This is a genomic window from Streptomyces qaidamensis, from assembly GCF_001611795.1.
GTDB lineage: Bacteria > Actinomycetota > Actinomycetes > Streptomycetales > Streptomycetaceae > Streptomyces > Streptomyces qaidamensis.
In genome coordinates this window covers 4,191,134-4,206,926 of sequence record NZ_CP015098.1, presented here as the reverse complement: position 1 = coordinate 4,206,926, position 15,793 = coordinate 4,191,134, and the positions used below count along the sequence as shown (strand labels likewise).

The window sequence follows — 15,793 nt, the reverse complement described above, 5'->3', positions numbered from 1 at the left end:
TCAGCCTCGGGGGTCGGTAGGGGCCGCGGGCCAGTTCCGCAGCAGGGCGTCGAGGGCGTCGAGGATCCGGGCCCAGGTCTCCTCGGTGTCCGGGGCGCTGTGGCTGAAACCGCCGCCGAGCTCCAGGCTCACGTAGCCGTGGAAGACGCTGCCGAGCAGCCGGACCGCGTGGGTCTGGTCCGGTTCCGTCAGGTCGTAGCCGCGCAGCAGCGCCCGGGTCATCTGCGCGTGCCGGACACCGGCGCTCGCGGCCGCCGTCTGCGGGTCGAGCCGTAGCTGGGCCGCGGCGTAGCGGCCCGGGTGTTCCCGGGCGTAGTCGCGGTACACGTTCGCGAGGGCGGCCAGGGCGTCCTTGCCGGCCCGTCCGGCCAGGGCCTCGGCGGCCCGGTCGGCGAGTTCCGTGAGGGCGAGCAGGGCGATCCTCGTCTTCAGGTCGTGGGAGTTGCGCACGTGCGAGTAGAGGCTCGCGACCTTGACGTCGAACCGCCGGGCGAGTGCCGAGACGGTGACCTGCTCGAAGCCGACCTCGTCGGCGAGTTCGGCGCCGGCCTCCGTCAGACGCTCGGGCGTCAGTCCTACGCGTGCCATGAGTGCTCTCCCTTCTACCTGAAGAGAGTGTGCCTTTGCCTAAAGGTTTTAGGCAAATGTCTGTGACCTTTCGCGGCCGCGGCGGGTCTTCCCCCAGGGCTTGAGGACGGAGATCACCGTCATGAAGACGTACGCGGACAGCGACACGACTGGCCCGAACAGCACGTCACCGGCGTCCGGCAGCGGCCCGCCCGCGGCGACGGCGGTGACCGCGGAGTTCACCCCGGGGCGCAGCGCGAACACCGTGGCGGCGGTCGTGGCGAGGGTCAGCCAGAACTTCGTGTACACCCAGCGGTACCGGGCCAGGCCCCACTTCGTGCCCAGCGACAGCAACAGGCCGCTGAAGAGCGTGAGGAACGCGACGGGCAGCAGGAGCCAGTCGGCGAAGAGCTTCATGGCCCGCACGGAGGCCTCCACGGTCCCGGCGGATCCGTCGCTGGCGGCGGTGATCCCGAGCGCGAGCAGCCCGAGCGTGAGCCCGAGCCAGCCGGCGGAGGCGATGACGTGCACGGCGAGGGCGGCCCGGCGGGCCGGGCGGCCGAGTCTCGGCGACGGGCCCGGGTGCGGCTGCCTCGGCTTCTTCGGCGTGCTCGGCGTGCTCGGCTTCTGTTCGGTATGCGTGTCCACGCCGAACACGGTGCCGAACGGGGGCCGCGGGGTCGTCTCACGGCGGGAGTAACCCGGCGTACCGGCGTCGGAGTACGGACGTGTCACTCCCGTCGCCTAGGTTCGCGGCATGACCGAGCCCTCCCACCTCACCGCGGTCCGCGAGTCCTACGACGCCGTCGCGGCCGACTACGCCCGGCGCGTCAAGGAACCGGCCGAACTGGACCCGGTGTCCCGCGCGACGCTGGCCGCGTTCGCCGATCTCGTCCGGCCCCCGCACCCCGGGCCGGTCGCCGACCTGGGCTGCGGCCCCGGCAAGGTGACGGCACATCTGGTCGCCCTCGGGGTTCCGGCGTTCGGCGTGGACGTGTCGCCGAGGATGATCGAGCTGGCCCGGGCGGCGTACCCGGAACTCCGCTTCACCGTCGGCTCGATGACCGCGCTGGACATCGCCGACGGCGAGCTCGGCGGCATCCTCGCGTACTACGCCACCCACCACACCCCGCCGCAGTGGCTGCCGACGGTGTTCTCCGAGTTCCACCGCACCCTCGCGCCCGGCGGCCGGCTGATGCTGGCCGGCCACATCGGAGGCGGCGAGCACCTCCGCCCGACCCACGCCTACGGCGACCACCCGGTGTCCTACGCGTCGTACCTGCTCCCCGCGGACCGCATCGCCGAACTCCTCCGGCGGGCGGGCCTGGTGGTCACGACCCGGGTGGTGCAGGAACCGGAGGGAGGATCGAAGAGGCAGGTGGGCACGTTCCTGGCGTACAAGGCGGAATGACGTCGGCGGAGCTCAGGCCGGCCGTTCGTGCACCCACACCCGGAGCGGCCCGACGGCCTCGAAACCATGGCGGAGGGCGGCCGTCAGGTCGTCCCCCTGCTCGTAGCCCACGACGGGCAGGGCGGGGAAGAGCCGGCCGACCGCGTGCAGAACGAGGGGCCAGGCCACGTTCGGCGGTCCGAAGACGTTGGACACGCCGACCACGTCACTGCTCCGGCCTGCCACCGCTCCGACGGCCACGCGTCCGTCGGCGGACCGCCCGGCGAGCAGGAACGTCTGCGGATCACCGAGCAGCCCCGGCCGGAACAGGTCCGCGTGCCCGCCCCCGTCGTCCCAGGCCCGAGCCCAGTCCCGCAGCGCGTCCGGATCCCTCACGGCGTCCCACGCGAGATCCGGCGCCGTGACGGGCACACCCGCCGGACGGTGGATCCACTCCGCCTCGAACAGCACCCGGAACCCCGCCCCGGTCAGATCGAGGTCGGCGAAACCGTCCTTCACCGAGGCGCCGGGCGAGACCGTGTCGATCCGCGCCACGAGCGCCTCCGGGTCGGCGCCCGGCTCCAGTGTCACGGCGTCGGGGTAGTAGAGAGGCGTACGCCGGGCGGCGGCCCAGGCCTCACCCTCGAACGTGCTCGCCACCCCGTGCGCCCGGCACATCACCGCACACCACTCGGCGTTGTTGCGGGCGGCCGACCGGACCAGGGCTTGCTGCGGAGTCGTCACGGCGTGGATCAAATCGATGGCAGGCCCGGTCCGTCCACCGATTTGATGGTCGCGACCCCCGGCCACTGCTGGAAGGACTCCCCCTGTGCCCGTCTCCCCTCCTGACTCCGGACCGGCCGTCGCGCTCCTGCGCGGCCTCGGCGCGGCGGACATCGCCCACCCGGGCGGCACGCTCCTCGCCCACCTCACGCGGGTACAGCGACAACTCGCCGCGTGGGGTGCCCGCCCGGCCCTCCAGCTGGCGGGCCTGTGCCACGCGTTCTACGGAACCGACGGCTTCCCGGAAGCCCTGCTGCCCCTGGACCGCCGTGGCGAACTCGCAGCGGCGGTGGGTGCCGAGGCCGAGGCCCTGGTGTACTTGTACGCCTCGTGCGATCGCAGGGCCACCTATCCGACGCTCGGGGAAGCCGACGGACCTTTTCATGACCGGTTCACCGGCCTGAGCCACATCCCGGAACCGCAGTCGCGGCGCGACTTCGCCGAGTTGTCCGCCGCCAACGAGACCGACCTCGCTCGCCTCGACCCCGCGTTCCGCGACCAGTGGGGACCCGGACTCCTCGGCCTCTTCACCCGCGTCCGTCCCCTGCTGAGCCCACCGGCCTGGGCGGACTGTCAGGAGGTGCTGGCCGGATGAAGTTGAGCGCGATAACCCTGGACTGCGCAGATCCGCTGGCGCTGGCGGCGTTCTATCAACGGGCCACCGGACTCGAACTCCATCCGAAGTCGGACGCCGACTTCGCCGCGCTGGGCGGTGAGGGCGGACTCTCCCTCGGCTTTCAGCGGGTCGACGGCTACCGGGCGCCGAGCTGGCCCGACCAGGAGGTCCCTCAGCAGCTGCACTGTTGCTTCAGGGTCGAGGACCTGGACGAGGCCGAGGCGCGGCTGGTGAGGTTGGGTGCGGGCAGGCCGGAGCAGCAGCCGAACGCGGGCAGATGGCGGGTGCTCACGGACCCGGCGGGGCATCCCTTTTGCATCCTCGGGGGCTGAGGCCGCCACAGGGAGAGGCGGGGGTTCAGGTGCTCGGTTCGCCCTCCTCGGGCGCGTCGCCGGCCGGCTCCGGCAGCTCGATGCCGTAGGTGTGCCCTTCGCGGGCAGGGCGGCGACGAGTCCTCGTTGCGGAGTTCGACGACGGCCCGACGCACGGTGCCGATGCTCACGCTGTACAGATCGGTCATGGCGCGCTCGCCCGGCAACGCGGCGCCCAGCGGCAGCTTGCCGGACGCGATGTCTGCGGCGATGGCGTCGACGAGTTTCACGTACTCGTAGCGCGGAAGCTCCGTCGTCTTTCCACCGTGCCGCAGCCCTACGCATGCCGCAGAGGTGGAACGCGTCCTGCCGCAGTGGGACGCGGAGGGGTGCGGGGGGAGGCAGGTGGCGGGGGTCGACAGCCTGCGGTGTCAGAGGTGCCTGGCACAGTGCCGCCGTGGACATCGATTCCTTCTGGAAGCTCATCGAAGAGTGCCGACGGCAGACGCGGGGCCGGGACGAACGGCTGACGTGGTTGCGTGACGAGTTGTCGCGGAGGCCGCTGACAGAGATCGTGCAGTTCCAGGTTCGCCTGGACGAAGTGACGCACGAAGCCTTCACCTGGGATCTCTGGGCTGCTGCGGAGCGGATCTTCGGCGGCTGGTGTTCGGACGACGGATTCTGCTACTTCGGCCTGTGGATGGTGGGGATCGGTCGGGAAGCCTTCGTGCGGGCAGTGATCGATCCCGACTCTCTGGCCGACACCCCAGAGGTTCAGTGCCTGGTGGGTCGCCCTCGGGAGCTCTGGAACGACGACTGGCCGGAGTGGGAGTCTCTCGACTACGTCGCCATGGAGGCGTATGGACTACTCACCCGCGCGGATGACGACTGCGGCGACGCCTTCCATGAAACCGTCGAAGCCGAGGAGGGCGCTGTAGGCGGCAATCGAGGGCCGCGCGGCGAGCAGTGGGACGTGCGATGCGAAGACGAGGCGATGCGCAAACTGCCGAGACTGAGCGCGATGTTTCCCCTCCGGCCACTGGTCCGGTAGGCGCGAAAGCGCGAGGGATCAGGCCGAGGCTTCGGGGATGTCGACAGACAGGCGATGCCACGCGTGGCCGCAACCGTCGGAGCAGAAGCGCTCGCGCCGGCGTTCGTCGGCGACGGCCAGCACCGCGATCAGTAGCCGGAACGACTTGAGGCGCTCGTCGTGCGGGGTGAGACTGGCGATCTTTCCGAGTTGCTGGTCGATCCGCCCTCGTGTGATCAGAACTGCCGGTGTGTGCGTGGCGCGAAGTCCGGCGCGTCGGATACTTTCCGGGCCGTCCTCGGCGGTGGCGCGGGCCTGAATGCAGAAATGTGACAGGAGGCGCAGGGTGTTGGACTGCTCCTCAGCCGAGAGTCCCTCGAACCACTCGATTCCCTGTGGCATCGGCCGAAGCTCTTGGGCGAGTTCGTTGAGAATGATGTACGGATCAGCCATCCTCACGCCCCCGTTGCTCTCGATTCACAGACTTTCCCGGTCATCCAAGCAGACCCTCGGATGCCCGGAAAGGCAGTTCGTCGGCTTCCAACGGCTCTGAGTACCCACGTACCCAGTGGCCGGGGAGGGCGGCGCAGAGCGACTCCAGGTCGGCCAACGTACTTCCCCGAACGTGCAGCCAGCTGTGGTCACTCAGTCCGTCGAGCCGCAAGAGCTTCCCCGGCGCGGAAAACCAGCACACGGGTGACTCTTCCTTCCCCGTCCACATCGGGTACTCGGGAAACTCCACCGGTGCGAACCGACTCGGCAGCTCTCGAATCAGGCCGGCGGGAAATTCGCAGGCGTTGTAGAGCCGTCCTTCGCTGCCAAGCAGCGTCTGCTGTCGCCGAATTCGCATCGTTCCTGACGTGATCCGCACTCTTCGCAGGCAAGTTGCCGTCCGGACCGTGCCGCCGGTAGGCGACGTCCACGCCGTGCACGGACACGGCGCGGGTCGGCGCGTTCTTGTACGACGACGGGGTGGGCGTGGGGGAGCTGGACGGCGCGTTCGTGATCGGGTCCTGGTGTGGGAGAAAGGAGCGTGGGGCGGGTTCTTCTCGTTGTGGCGGGCGGCGTTCACGGCGTCCGGCAGGGCCGTTGCCCTGGGTTCACGTCATGGAGACGACGACCTTGCCGGCTTTTGCGCGGCCTTTCTCGACGTACTCCATGGCCTGAAGGGTCTCGTCGAAGGGGAAGACCTGGTCGACGACGGGGCGGATCTTCCCGGCGTCGATGAGGGGGGTGAGTTCGCGCAGCTGGTCGCCACTGGCCCTCATGAACAGGAAGGAGTACGTGACACCGAGACGCTTGGCCTGGCGCCGGATCTTGGCGCTGAGCGCGGCGACGCCCAGGCGGAGCACCAGGTTCGAGCCGAGTTCGCGGGCGGTGGCCGGGTCGGGCGGGCCCGCGACGGAGATGGCCAGGCCGCCGGGCTTGAGGATGCGCAGGGACTTGGCGAGGTTCTCGCCGCCGAGGGAGTCCAGGACGAGGTCGTAGCCGGTGAGGAGTTCGGAGAAGTCCTGGGTGCGGTAGTCGATGACCTCGTCCGCGCCGAGGTCCTTGACGAGGTCGATCTTGGCGGTGCTCGCGGTGGCGGCCACGTGCGCGCCCAGTGCCTTGGCCAGTTGGATGGTGATGGATCCCAGGCCGCCGGCGCCCGCGTGGATGAGGACCTTCTGGCCCGGCTGGACGTTCGCCCGCTCGACCAGGGCCTGCCAGGCGGTCAGCGCGACCAGGGGGAGGGAGGCGGCCTCGGTCATGGTGAGCGTGGCGGGCTTGGCCGCCAGGTCGTCCTGGTGGACGGCGAGGAGTTCGGCGAAGGTGCCGATGCGGTCCTTGTCGGGCCGCGCCCAGACCTCGTCGCCCACCGCGAAGCGGGTGACGGACGATCCGACGCGGACGACGGTCCCGGCGAGGTCGTTGCCCAGGACGAGCGGGAGACGGTAGGGCAGGATCTGCTTGAGGTCACCGTCGCGGATCTTCATGTCCAGCGGGTTGACACTCGCCGCGTCGATCCTGACCAGGACGTCGTCGGCGCCCACCTGGGGGTCGGGTATCTCGGCGGCACGCATGTTGGACGCGTCACCGTACTTCTCGACCATGAAGGCCTTCATCGTCATCTCCGTTCGTGTGGTCTCCCGTCCAAGCGGGAGGGGTGTTCTGTCCGTGAGGGGTTTGTCTCGTTACGAGACAGTTGGTGGTGTCTTCTGGTCCGCGCGCTCCGCGTCGGCGCGGCAGTGGCCAGTGCCTGCGCGGAGAGCTCTGCGGCGGCCGTGTTTGCGGGCTCAGGCCACCGGCACGCCCGGGGCGATGACGCTGCCCGCGTCGCCGCCCTGGAGGTGTCCCAGCGAGCCCGCGACGCCCTCGTGCGGTACGCCGAGCGGCATGGCGCTGGCCTTGTCGAGGCGCGCGTACTGCTCGTCGGTGAGCTGGACGTCGAGGGCTGCGAGGTAGCTGTCGGCGCTGTCGAGGAAGGTGCCGCCGGCCTCGGCGAACCGGTCGAAGATCCGGCGGGCCTCGTCGGGCTCGGCGCCGGCGCCCCAGCCGGTGCCGAAGTTCGCGGTGCCGAGCGCGTACTCGCAGACGCGCGGTCCGGTCTTGCGGCCGAAGGCCGTGTAACGCATGAGAAGTCCTTGCGTAAGGGGGCCTGGAAGGCCGTCGTGCCGTGGTGGAGAGGGTGAGCGTCAGCCCGCGTTCGGCTGGGGCGCCGCGGACAGGCTCTGCTTGACGTACCTGCTGGTCTCGTCGGCGAGGATCTCGGGCAGGCCGGTCTCGATGCCGTAAAGGGCCTGGGCCGCGACGTCGGCGGCGGCGACCTTCTGATCGGCGGGCACGCCGGCGGCCATGTCGGTGTCCATGTAGCCGACGTGCAGCGCCGAGACGGTGATCCCGCGGGGCGCCAGTTCCTCGCGACTCGCGTCGCTCAGCGCCCAGGCGGCGGCCTTGGAAGCCGCGTAGGAGCCGAGGCCTGCCGGGTGGAACCAGGACAGGGCGGACAGGACGTTGAGGACGGCGCCGCCGCCGTTGCCCTCGATGACGGGAGCGAAGGCCCTGGTGGCTGCGAGCGGGCCGAAGAAGTTGGTCTCCATCTCGCGACGTACCTCGTCCAGGTCGCCGCCGACCAGCGTCGCGCCGGTGGAGATGCCCGCGTTGTTGATCAGAAGCGTCGCGTCCGACGCGATGCGGGCGGCCTCCCGTATCGACTCCTGGTCCGTCACGTCGAGGCGCAGTGGGCGGACGCCCGGCAGGTCGACCGTTTCGGAACGGCGGGCCGCCGCGTAGACCTTCGCGCCGCGCTCGACGAGCTGGGCGGCCAGGTGCCGCCCGAGGCCCCGGTTGGCGCCGGTGACCACCGCGACCGCGTTCTTGAGTTCCATGCTCGCTCCTGTCCTTCGCAGGCGCCGTCGGAGCACCCGCGTCAGTTAGATTGCGACCACAATCTAAACACGCGGCTAGGATAGATGCCAATCGACATCCAAGCTGGTTCGTGCAGGAGGTGGCCATGGGCCGCGTATCGCAGGCGCAGGCGGCGGAAAATCGCAGGCGGGTGGTGGACACCGCGTCGCGGCTGTTCCGGGAGCAGGGCACCCACGTCAGCGTCGCCGATCTCATGAAGGCGGCCGGCCTCACCCACGGCGCCTTCTACAAGCAGTTCGCCTCCAAGGAAGCGCTCGTCGATGAGGTCACCGCCCATGCCTTCGATGAGTTCGCACGGCGCTTTGCGGCCGGGCTCGAGCGGCACGACGGGCAGCGGGATGCCGCTCAGCGGGCCCTGATCGACGCCTACCTCTCCGTGGAGCACCGTGACAACGCGGCGGACGGCTGCCCGGTCACGGCTCTCGCCACCGATATCGCGCGCGGACCCGAAGGCCGCGCGGCGCGCCGTACCTACGCGGAGGGCGTGGCCGACTTCGCCGCGTTCCTCGCCCCCGCCGAGGCCGTCGCGGACGGCGAGGGCGTCGGTGGCGTCGGGGGCGGCGAGGGCGGCCTCGCCCGGCTGTGCACCCTGGTCGGTGCTCTGGTCCTGTCCCGGGCCACCCAGGGCTCCCCGCTCTCCGAGGAGATCCTCGCCGCCGCGCACGCGGCCCTGACGGAAGCCGGCTGACCGGGGCCCGGCATCGGGCGCCGCGCGGCGTGTGTGTACCGGCCGCACCCGCGAGGTGACGCGGGGTCCGAGGCTTCCGTGCTCGCGGCCTGATCGGTCTGGCGTAGTTCCGTGCTCCCTGCGGCAGTTGTCGTGCAAATGCGACACCTGTCGTGCCCGGGCTCATCGGCGGCGGCCGGGTGGCGTGGCGCACTTTTGCAAGCGGGTGCTTGCAATAGTTAGCGAGGTGCTGCACTGTGGAGGCATGGCATCGCTCAACGTCGGCAATCTCGGTGACTATCTGCGCGAACAGCGGCGCACTGCGCAGCTGTCGCTCCGGCAGCTCGCCGATGCCGCCGGGGTGTCCAATCCGTATCTGAGCCAGATCGAGCGCGGGCTGCGCAAGCCGAGCGCGGAGGTGCTGCAGCAGGTCGCCAAGGCCCTGCGGATCTCCGCCGAGACGCTGTACGTCCGGGCCGGCATCCTCGACGCCGAGCGGGACCGGGACGAGGTGGAGACGCGCGCCGTCGTCCTCGCCGACCCGGCGCTGAACGAGCGCCAGAAGCAGGTGCTGCTGCAGATCTACGAGTCCTTCCGCAAGGAGAACGGGTTCGGGAGCGGTGACGGCTCGGATGTCCCGGGTGTTCCGGACGGCTCGGGCGGTGCGGGCGTCGTCGGTGTCGTCCCCGGGGGCGGTGCGGTGAGTGTGGACGGGGACGCTCCCGACGCCGGAGCCGAGATACCGAAGCCCGGCCCGGCCGCGGACGCTCAGCCCGCCCGGCGCCGCAGCCGCAAGAGCCCCGACAAGAGCATCAAGAAGAACGACGGCAGCGACATCGACCCGCAGCAGACGGCCGGCTGAGCCGGACCAGGGCACCGGCCGTACCGCCGCGGATCACACAACCCTCAGCCGAACCCTCAAGCGATACAGAATCCGGGAGGACCATCACCATGGCCATCACCGACGACCTGCGCAAGACCTTCAGCGACCCGACCCCGCTCTACTTCGCCGCAGGCACCGCCGACCTGGCCCTCCAGCAGGCCAGGAAGGTGCCGGCCCTGGTCGAGCAGCTGCGCTCCGAGGCCCCCGCGCGGATCGACGCCGTACGCAACACCGACACCAAGGCCGTCCAGGAGAAGGCGTCCGCCCGGGCCAAGGAGGCCTCCGCCCGCGTCAAGGAGACGCAGGAGACCCTGCAGACCAAGGTCACGGAGTTCATCGGCTCCATCGATGTCGACATCAAGAAGCTCGGCAGCACGATCGACTCGGACCTGAAGAAGTTCGGCGAGAACGCCCAGGACTTCGCGCTGCGCGGCGTCGGCGTGGCCGCCGAGTACGCCGTCAAGGCCCGTGAGACCTACGAGAAGGTCGCCGAGCACGGCGAGCAGGCCGTGCGGACCTGGCGCGGCGAGGCCGCCGACAGCATCGAGGACGTCGCCGAGGGCGTCGAGGAGCTGGCCGTGGCCGTCGAGCCGAAGCCGCAGCCGGTCGAGGTCAAGGAGGAGCCGGCGAAGCCGGTGGCGGCCGCCACCCCGGCTAAGAAGGCCCCCGCGGCCAAGAAGGCCCCGGCGCGCAAGACCACCACCGCGAAGAAGACCACCCCGCCCGCGAAGTAGGACGGCGGAGCGGTCGGACGGGCCGGGCACCCTGAGGGTGCCCGGCCCGTTGTACGGGTACGGTGACGCGTAGGACGAGCCGAGTCAGGTGGTGGATGTTGTGCTGATGCAGGGCTTCCAAGGGTTCATGTGGCTTCTGAGCATGGCCCTGATCGTTTTCAGCGGCTTCGCGTTGTTCGACGCGGCTGTGCGCCGGGAGGACGCCTACCGCGCTGCCGACAAGAAGACCAAGCCCTTCTGGCTGATCATCCTGGGGATCGCCTTCGTGGTGAACCTGTTCTTCCCGATCCTGTCGTTCCTGCCGATCATCGGCCTCATCGCGACGATCGTGTACATGGTCGACGTACGGCCCGCGATCCGGGCGCTTCCGGGCGGTGGCCGCAGCCAGCGGGGCTCCAGCAGCGACGGCCCCTACGGCCCGTACAACGGCGGCCGGTAAGGGCCCTCAGCGGCATCGATGCCCCGCGGCATCGGCGCCCGGGGCTACGGCACCCGGTCCAGCAGCAGGACCGCCACGTCGTCCGTCAGCTCACCACCGTTGAGGTCGCGCACCTCGTTCACCGCCGCCCGCAGCAGCTGCTCTCCCCGCAGGCCCTCGGCGAACTGGCGGCGGACCATCTCCGTCATGCCGTCCTGGCCGAGCCGCTCCCGGCCCTGGCCGATGTGGCCCTCGATCAGGCCGTCGGTGTAGAGCATCAGGCTCCACTCGGCGCCCAGCTCCACCTGCATCCGCGGCCAGCGGGCGCCGGGCAGCAGGCCCAGGGCCGGTCCGTTGTTGTCGTACGGCAGCAGGCGGGCCGGCTTGCCCGGGCGGGCCAGCAGCGGCGACGGGTGACCCGCCAGGCACAGGCCCGCGCGGCGGCCGTCCGACGCGATGTCCACCGTGCACAGGGTCGCGAAGATCTCGTCGTCGGCCCGCTCGTGCTCCAGCACCTGCTGGAGTGTGCCCAGCAGCTGGTCGCCGCACAGACCCGCCAGCGTCAGCGCGCGCCAGGCGATCCGCAGTTCCACCCCGAGGGCGGCCTCGTCCGGGCCGTGGCCGCAGACGTCGCCGATCATGGCGTGCACGGTGCCGTCCGGCGTGCGCACGACGTCGTAGAAGTCGCCGCCGAGCAGTGCGCGCGAGCGGCCGGGGCGGTAGCGGGCGGCGAACCGCAGCGAAGAGCCCTCCAGCAGTGGCGTCGGCAGCAGGCCGCGCTCCAGGCGGCGGTTCTCCTGCGCCCGCAGCCGGCCCTCGGCGAGCCGGCGCTCGGCCGACTCGGAACGCTTGCGCTCCACCGCGTAGCGGATCGCGCGGCTCAGCAGCCTGCTGTCCAGCTCGTCGCGGAAGAGGTAGTCCTGGGCGCCGACGCGCACCGCCTCGGCGCCGCGCTCGGCGTCGCCTGACGCGGTCAGCGCCAGGACGGCGTGCCGGGGCGCGAGCTCCAGCACGTGCCGGAGCACGGCGAGCTCGTCCTCGGAGTCGCTGTGGCCGGGCGCGGGCAGCGCCAGGTCCAGCAGGATGCAGTGGACGTCGTCGGTCAGCAGTCGCCCGGCCTCCGTCAGGTTGCGGGCCGTGCGGACGCGGATCGGCTTGCCCGCCTGGTCGAGCATGTCCGGCACGATCGGCGAACCGGCCGGATCGTCCTCGATCAGCAGCAGCGTCAGGTTGGTGTGGGCGGTGTTGTTCTCCACCTTGTCCGTGGTGTTCCCGGCGGTGTCCGGCGTGCGGCCCGCGGGCGAGGCGTCCTTCGCGGACTCCCCGGCCGAGCCGCCGCGCGGGGACGCGGCCTGCGCCTGACCACTCTCCACGGCCGGGATCGCTCTCTGCCGCGGTATGGGTACGGGCATCGTCTTGGGTTCCTTCCCTCCCCCCGAGGGCACGGTGGGGCGAGGGACCTCGACCCACCGACGGGGACCATAGCGGGTGTCGGCGCCGCATTGGAATGGTGTGAGCCACGCCGCTGTGCCATCGGCCAGTGTCATATGCCGCGATATGTACCGCAGTTGGACAGCTCGGAGATGCTGCGGGGATGACGAACGTCACGTCAGCGCACGGTTTTGCCCGTGGTGGGGCGTGCGGTGGGTCACGTGGGCCGGGTCACCGCGGGTGTCCGATATCCGGTGCGCCGTCTTCAGGCAGTCGCCAGGCGGTCGCCAGGCCACCGTCTTCAGGCTGCCGTCTTCAGATCGTCGTCTTCAGGTCGTCGTCGGCGATCAGTTGGTGCCGGTGTCGGTGCCGGTGTCCGCGTCCGGCCGGACCACCCCGAGGATGGGCATGGATCCGGCCCCCGCGATCGTCACGGTACGTCCGGGCCGCGGCGCGTGCACCATCGCCCCGTCACCGATGTACATCGCGACATGGCTGGCGTCGCCGAAGTAGATGATGAGGTCGCCGGGCCGCATGTCCTGGATGTCGATGTGCCGCAGCCGCTTCCACTGCTCCTGCGAGGTGCGGGGGATGCCGCGCCCGGCGGATATCCAGGCCTGTGACGTCAGCCCCGAGCAGTCGTAGGTCTTCGGGCCCTCGGCGCCCCACTGGTACGGCTTGCCGATCTGGGCCGTGGCGTACTGCACGGCCTTCTTGCCCTGCTCGGAGGCCTTTCCGTCGACCTCGTCGAGGATGCCGGAGTCGAGCCAGGCGGTCTGCGCCTTGTTCGCGGCCTCCTTCTCCAGCTCGGCGAGGCGCTCCTGCTCCTCCTTCTGCAGTGCGGATTCGAGCTTCTCCGCCTGCGCGATCTGCTTCTCGATCTTCTTCTGCGCGGCGGCCTTGGCCTTGCGGCCCGCCTCCAGTTTCTTCCACTGTGCGGAGGCGTCCTTCGCGTACTGCTCCAAGTCCTCCTGGGTGCGGGTCAGTTCGCCGAGCAGGCCCTTCGTCGCGTGGTGGCCCTCGCGGACGCGGCCTGCGCCGTCGAGGAAGTCCTGCGGGTCTTCGCTCAGGACCAGGTGGGCCTCGGGCGGCAGCCCGCCCCCGCGGTACTGGGCGGCGGCCGCGGCGCCCGCGCGATCCTTCAGCTTCCGGAGCCTCTCCTGGCCCTTGACGATCTTCTTGGCCAGTTCGACGACCTCGGCGGACTGCTTGTCCGCCTTCTCCTCGGCGGCGTTGTACTCGTCGGTGGCGCGGCCCGCGGCGCGGTACAGCTTGTCGAGCTTCTTGCGGACGGCTTCGAGGTCCTTGCCGGCTGCGAGGGCCGGGCCCGCGCTCGGGGTGGGGGAGGGGGTGGGGTTCGCGAACGCCGTGCCCGGTGCGGCCAGCACCGTGACCGCACAGACCACGGCCACCGCCGTCGCGATCAGGCCACGCTTGCCCGTTCCCATACCTCAGCCCCCAACTGATTAACCGTCAGTAACTTGCGGTTCGTCTGGGGATGCTGCCATGTCGATCAGGAAAGCGACAGAGGTAGTACTTCCCGCCGCCCCCTCGCCGTTATGCGGCACGCGATCTCCCCGGTCTGTGTGACGAACGACTCAAAGAGATCGTTCCATCGGACCGTGCCCGGATCGCAGCGGCGCCCGCCGGGAGGACGAGAGGTCCCTTTCGGACCGCAACGGAATTTCGGCGGAGCGGCATGGGCTCCGCCCTGGGCACGGCAGCGCCCGCCAGGTCCGTAACAGGCGCAGCCCGGTTCGCATCTGGTTCCGTCCGGTTCCCAGAGAGCCCCGTCCGGGGTGCCATGGGTCCCGCCCGCACCGCAACGGCCTGCAACGGCCTGCCGGGAGGGCGACGGGCCCTGCCCTGTGCCCTACGGGTCTCTCGCGGTCCCCAACGGGCCTCCCGGGGTGGGGGCGGCCCATGCCCGGAGGGAACGGGCCCCGCCCGGACCGCAAGGGCCCCGCCCGGAGCGCAACGGGCCCCGCCCGGACCGCAACGGGGTCCGTCCGGAGCGCAACGGGGTCCGTCCGGAGCGCAACGGGCCCCGCCCGGACCGCAACGGGGTCCGTCCGGAGCGCAACGGGGTCCGTCCGGAGCGCAACGGGCCCCGCCCGGACGCAACCGGGTCCGTCCGGAGCGCAACGGGGTCCGTCCGGAGCGCAACCGGGTCCGTCCGGAGCGCAACGGGGTCCGTCCGGAGCGCAACGGGCCCGCTGGGAAGACGACGGGCCCTGCCCGGTCCTCGACGGGTGCGCCCGGTCCTCGATGGGCCCCGCCCAGTCCGCAACGGCCCCACCGGGAGGGCAACGGACCCAGCCCGGAGCGCAGCAACCCCGCCCGACCGCAGCAGCCCCCGCCCGGAGGGCAACGGCCCCGCCCGGAGGGCAGCGCCCCCCTGCCAGGAGGGCAACGGCCCCCGCCCGGGGGTCAGCGCCCCCCTGCCAGGAGGGCAACGGCCCCCGCTCGGGGGTCAGCGCCCCCCCCCGCCCGGAGGGCAACGGCCCCGCTCGGAGGGCAACGGCCCCCGCCCGGGGGTCAGCGCCCCCCTGCCAGGAGGGCAACGGCCCCCGCCCGAGGGTCAGCGCCCCCCGCCCGGAGGGCAACGGCCCCCGCCCCGGAGGGCAGCGCACCCCGCCCGGAGGGCAGCGCACCCCGCCCGGAGGGCAGCGCCCCCCGCCCTGACCGCAGGGGTCAGGCGCAGAAAGACGACGGGGCCAACGCCCCCCACCGCACCGTCACTTCTCCCTGCCGCCACCGCGTCGGCCCGTCCGTCACAGGCCAGTCGGTCGTCAGGTCGCGTACCGCGCGGATCCAGCGCTGCCGGGCGCCGTACGCGGCGTAGGGCGCGGCGGCCGCCCAGGCGCGGTCGAAGTCGCGCAGGAAGGCGTGCACCGGCTCGCCCGGGACATTGCGGTGGATGAGTGCCTTCGGGAGCCGTTCCGCCAGGTCCGAGGGGCGCTCCAGGGAGCCCAGCCGGGTCGCGAAGGTGACCGTGCGCGGTCCCTCCGGGCCGAGCGCGACCCAGACGTGCCGGCGCCCGATCTCGTCGCAGGTCCCCTCGACCAGCAGCCCGCCGCGCGACCCGGTCGCCGGCTCGGCCGGTGCGAGCCGCGCGCACAGCCGGTGCCACACGGCCGCGACCTCGCCCTCCTCGTACTGCCGCAGCACGTTCGCCGCGCGGACGAGCAGAGGCCGCTGCGGGACCGGGATCTCGAAGCCGCCGTGCCGGAAGACGAGCCCCGGCCGTTCGTAGGGCAGCGCCGCCGCGACCCGTGCCGGTTCGATCTCGACGCCCACCACGCGCGCGCGTGGCGCGGCCGTCCGCAGGCGCTGCAGCAGCTCGACGGCCGTCCAGGGGGCGGCGCCGTACCCGAGGTCGACCGCCACGGGATCGGCGGCGCGGCGCAGCTCGGCACCGTGCGTGGCCGCGATCCAGCGGTCCATACGGCGCAGCCGATTGGGGTTGGTCGTCCCGCGCGTCACCGTGCCGAACGGGCGGGCGGCTGCGCGGGGTGTCATACGTACGAGGTTAAGCGGCCCCCGGCGCTGTCA

The 15,793-nt window shown here is 71.5% G+C and carries 18 protein-coding genes and 1 pseudogene; 8 read left to right on the top strand and 11 right to left on the bottom strand.

Annotated elements, in window-relative coordinates; all coding sequences use genetic code 11:
• Nucleotides 1-588: a TetR/AcrR family transcriptional regulator gene (locus tag A4E84_RS18460; protein ID WP_062927646.1), complete on the bottom strand. Its 588-nt coding sequence runs from the start codon at nucleotides 586-588 to the stop codon at nucleotides 1-3.
• A gap of 48 nt (nucleotides 589-636) precedes the next feature.
• Entirely contained in the window at nucleotides 637-1,098 is a 462-nt protein-coding gene (locus A4E84_RS18455; protein WP_062931508.1) for a hypothetical protein, read from the bottom strand.
• Nucleotides 1,099-1,324: 226 nt separating this feature from the next.
• Here A4E84_RS18455 and A4E84_RS18450 point away from each other — a divergent pair, with 226 nt between their 5' ends.
• Nucleotides 1,325-1,978, top strand: a complete 654-nt coding sequence (locus A4E84_RS18450) for a class I SAM-dependent methyltransferase (RefSeq protein ID WP_062927645.1) — start codon at nucleotides 1,325-1,327, stop codon at nucleotides 1,976-1,978.
• Between the two features lie 12 nt (nucleotides 1,979-1,990).
• Here A4E84_RS18450 and A4E84_RS18445 read toward each other — a convergent pair whose 3' ends face one another.
• Nucleotides 1,991-2,701 carry a hypothetical protein gene (locus A4E84_RS18445; RefSeq protein WP_062931507.1) on the bottom strand — a complete coding sequence of 237 codons (711 nt, stop codon included), beginning with the start codon at nucleotides 2,699-2,701 and terminating at the stop codon, nucleotides 1,991-1,993.
• Nucleotides 2,702-2,786: 85 nt separating this feature from the next.
• Between A4E84_RS18445 and A4E84_RS18440 the strand changes: the two genes are divergently transcribed.
• Complete coding sequence (locus tag A4E84_RS18440; protein ID WP_062927644.1) at nucleotides 2,787-3,335, top strand: DUF6817 domain-containing protein; 549 nt, start codon at nucleotides 2,787-2,789, stop codon at nucleotides 3,333-3,335.
• Complete coding sequence (locus A4E84_RS18435) at nucleotides 3,332-3,688, top strand: VOC family protein (protein WP_062927643.1); 357 nt, start codon at nucleotides 3,332-3,334, stop codon at nucleotides 3,686-3,688. The genes A4E84_RS18440 and A4E84_RS18435 overlap by 4 nt, the downstream gene beginning before the upstream one ends.
• A 182-nt stretch (nucleotides 3,689-3,870) precedes the next feature.
• On the opposite strand, the pseudogene A4E84_RS45490 reads toward A4E84_RS18435, so the two are convergent.
• Nucleotides 3,871-3,957 (bottom strand): annotated as a pseudogene (locus tag A4E84_RS45490) (GntR family transcriptional regulator); the annotation flags it as partial.
• Between the two features lie 167 nt (nucleotides 3,958-4,124).
• Here A4E84_RS45490 and A4E84_RS18430 point away from each other — a divergent pair.
• On the top strand, nucleotides 4,125-4,718 hold the full coding sequence (locus tag A4E84_RS18430) for a DUF4240 domain-containing protein (protein ID WP_062927642.1): 594 nt from the start codon (nucleotides 4,125-4,127) through the stop codon (nucleotides 4,716-4,718).
• 18 nt (nucleotides 4,719-4,736) lie between these two features.
• Here the strand turns inward: A4E84_RS18430 and A4E84_RS18425 are convergent, their stop codons facing one another.
• The 4 genes from A4E84_RS18425 to A4E84_RS18410 form a co-directional block, all read right to left on the bottom strand.
• Nucleotides 4,737-5,150 carry a DUF5958 family protein gene (locus tag A4E84_RS18425; RefSeq protein WP_062927641.1) on the bottom strand — a complete coding sequence of 138 codons (414 nt, stop codon included), beginning with the start codon at nucleotides 5,148-5,150 and terminating at the stop codon, nucleotides 4,737-4,739.
• Nucleotides 5,151-5,797: 647 nt separating this feature from the next.
• The gene (locus A4E84_RS18420) at nucleotides 5,798-6,802 is read right to left on the bottom strand and encodes an NADP-dependent oxidoreductase (protein WP_062931506.1); all 1,005 of its coding nucleotides are present in this window, start codon (nucleotides 6,800-6,802) and stop codon (nucleotides 5,798-5,800) included.
• 171 nt (nucleotides 6,803-6,973) lie between these two features.
• Nucleotides 6,974-7,312: an aldo/keto reductase gene (locus tag A4E84_RS44580; protein WP_062927640.1), complete on the bottom strand. Its 339-nt coding sequence runs from the start codon at nucleotides 7,310-7,312 to the stop codon at nucleotides 6,974-6,976.
• Between the two features lie 60 nt (nucleotides 7,313-7,372).
• Nucleotides 7,373-8,065, bottom strand: coding sequence for an SDR family oxidoreductase (locus A4E84_RS18410; protein ID WP_062927639.1), 693 nt, complete (start codon nucleotides 8,063-8,065; stop codon nucleotides 7,373-7,375).
• A gap of 125 nt (nucleotides 8,066-8,190) precedes the next feature.
• On the opposite strand from A4E84_RS18410, the gene A4E84_RS18405 reads away from it, so the two are divergent.
• The 4 genes from A4E84_RS18405 (at nucleotide 8,191) to A4E84_RS18390 (ending at nucleotide 10,828) form a co-directional block, all read left to right on the top strand.
• A complete protein-coding gene (locus tag A4E84_RS18405) occupies nucleotides 8,191-8,793 on the top strand; it encodes a TetR/AcrR family transcriptional regulator (protein WP_062927638.1) in 603 nt (200 codons plus the stop codon).
• A gap of 244 nt (nucleotides 8,794-9,037) precedes the next feature.
• Nucleotides 9,038-9,634 carry a helix-turn-helix domain-containing protein gene (locus A4E84_RS18400; protein WP_062927637.1) on the top strand — a complete coding sequence of 199 codons (597 nt, stop codon included), beginning with the start codon at nucleotides 9,038-9,040 and terminating at the stop codon, nucleotides 9,632-9,634.
• An 89-nt stretch (nucleotides 9,635-9,723) separates the two neighbouring features.
• A complete protein-coding gene (locus A4E84_RS18395; protein WP_062927636.1) occupies nucleotides 9,724-10,389 on the top strand; it encodes a hypothetical protein in 666 nt (221 codons plus the stop codon).
• Between the two features lie 106 nt (nucleotides 10,390-10,495).
• Nucleotides 10,496-10,828 carry a DUF2516 family protein gene (locus tag A4E84_RS18390; RefSeq protein WP_079129377.1) on the top strand — a complete coding sequence of 111 codons (333 nt, stop codon included), beginning with the start codon at nucleotides 10,496-10,498 and terminating at the stop codon, nucleotides 10,826-10,828.
• A 44-nt stretch (nucleotides 10,829-10,872) separates the two neighbouring features.
• On the opposite strand, the gene A4E84_RS18385 is transcribed toward A4E84_RS18390, so the two are convergent.
• The 3 genes from A4E84_RS18385 to A4E84_RS18375 all read right to left on the bottom strand — a co-directional run bounded on the left by A4E84_RS18385 (nucleotide 10,873) and on the right by A4E84_RS18375 (nucleotide 15,760).
• A complete protein-coding gene (locus A4E84_RS18385) occupies nucleotides 10,873-12,219 on the bottom strand; it encodes a PP2C family protein-serine/threonine phosphatase (protein WP_062927634.1) in 1,347 nt (448 codons plus the stop codon).
• Between the two features lie 366 nt (nucleotides 12,220-12,585).
• The gene (locus tag A4E84_RS18380; RefSeq protein ID WP_062927633.1) at nucleotides 12,586-13,686 is read right to left on the bottom strand and encodes a C40 family peptidase; all 1,101 of its coding nucleotides are present in this window, start codon (nucleotides 13,684-13,686) and stop codon (nucleotides 12,586-12,588) included.
• A gap of 1,246 nt (nucleotides 13,687-14,932) precedes the next feature.
• On the bottom strand, nucleotides 14,933-15,760 hold the full coding sequence (locus tag A4E84_RS18375) for a class I SAM-dependent methyltransferase (RefSeq protein ID WP_062927632.1): 828 nt from the start codon (nucleotides 15,758-15,760) through the stop codon (nucleotides 14,933-14,935).
• Between the last annotated feature and the right edge of the window lie 33 nt (nucleotides 15,761-15,793).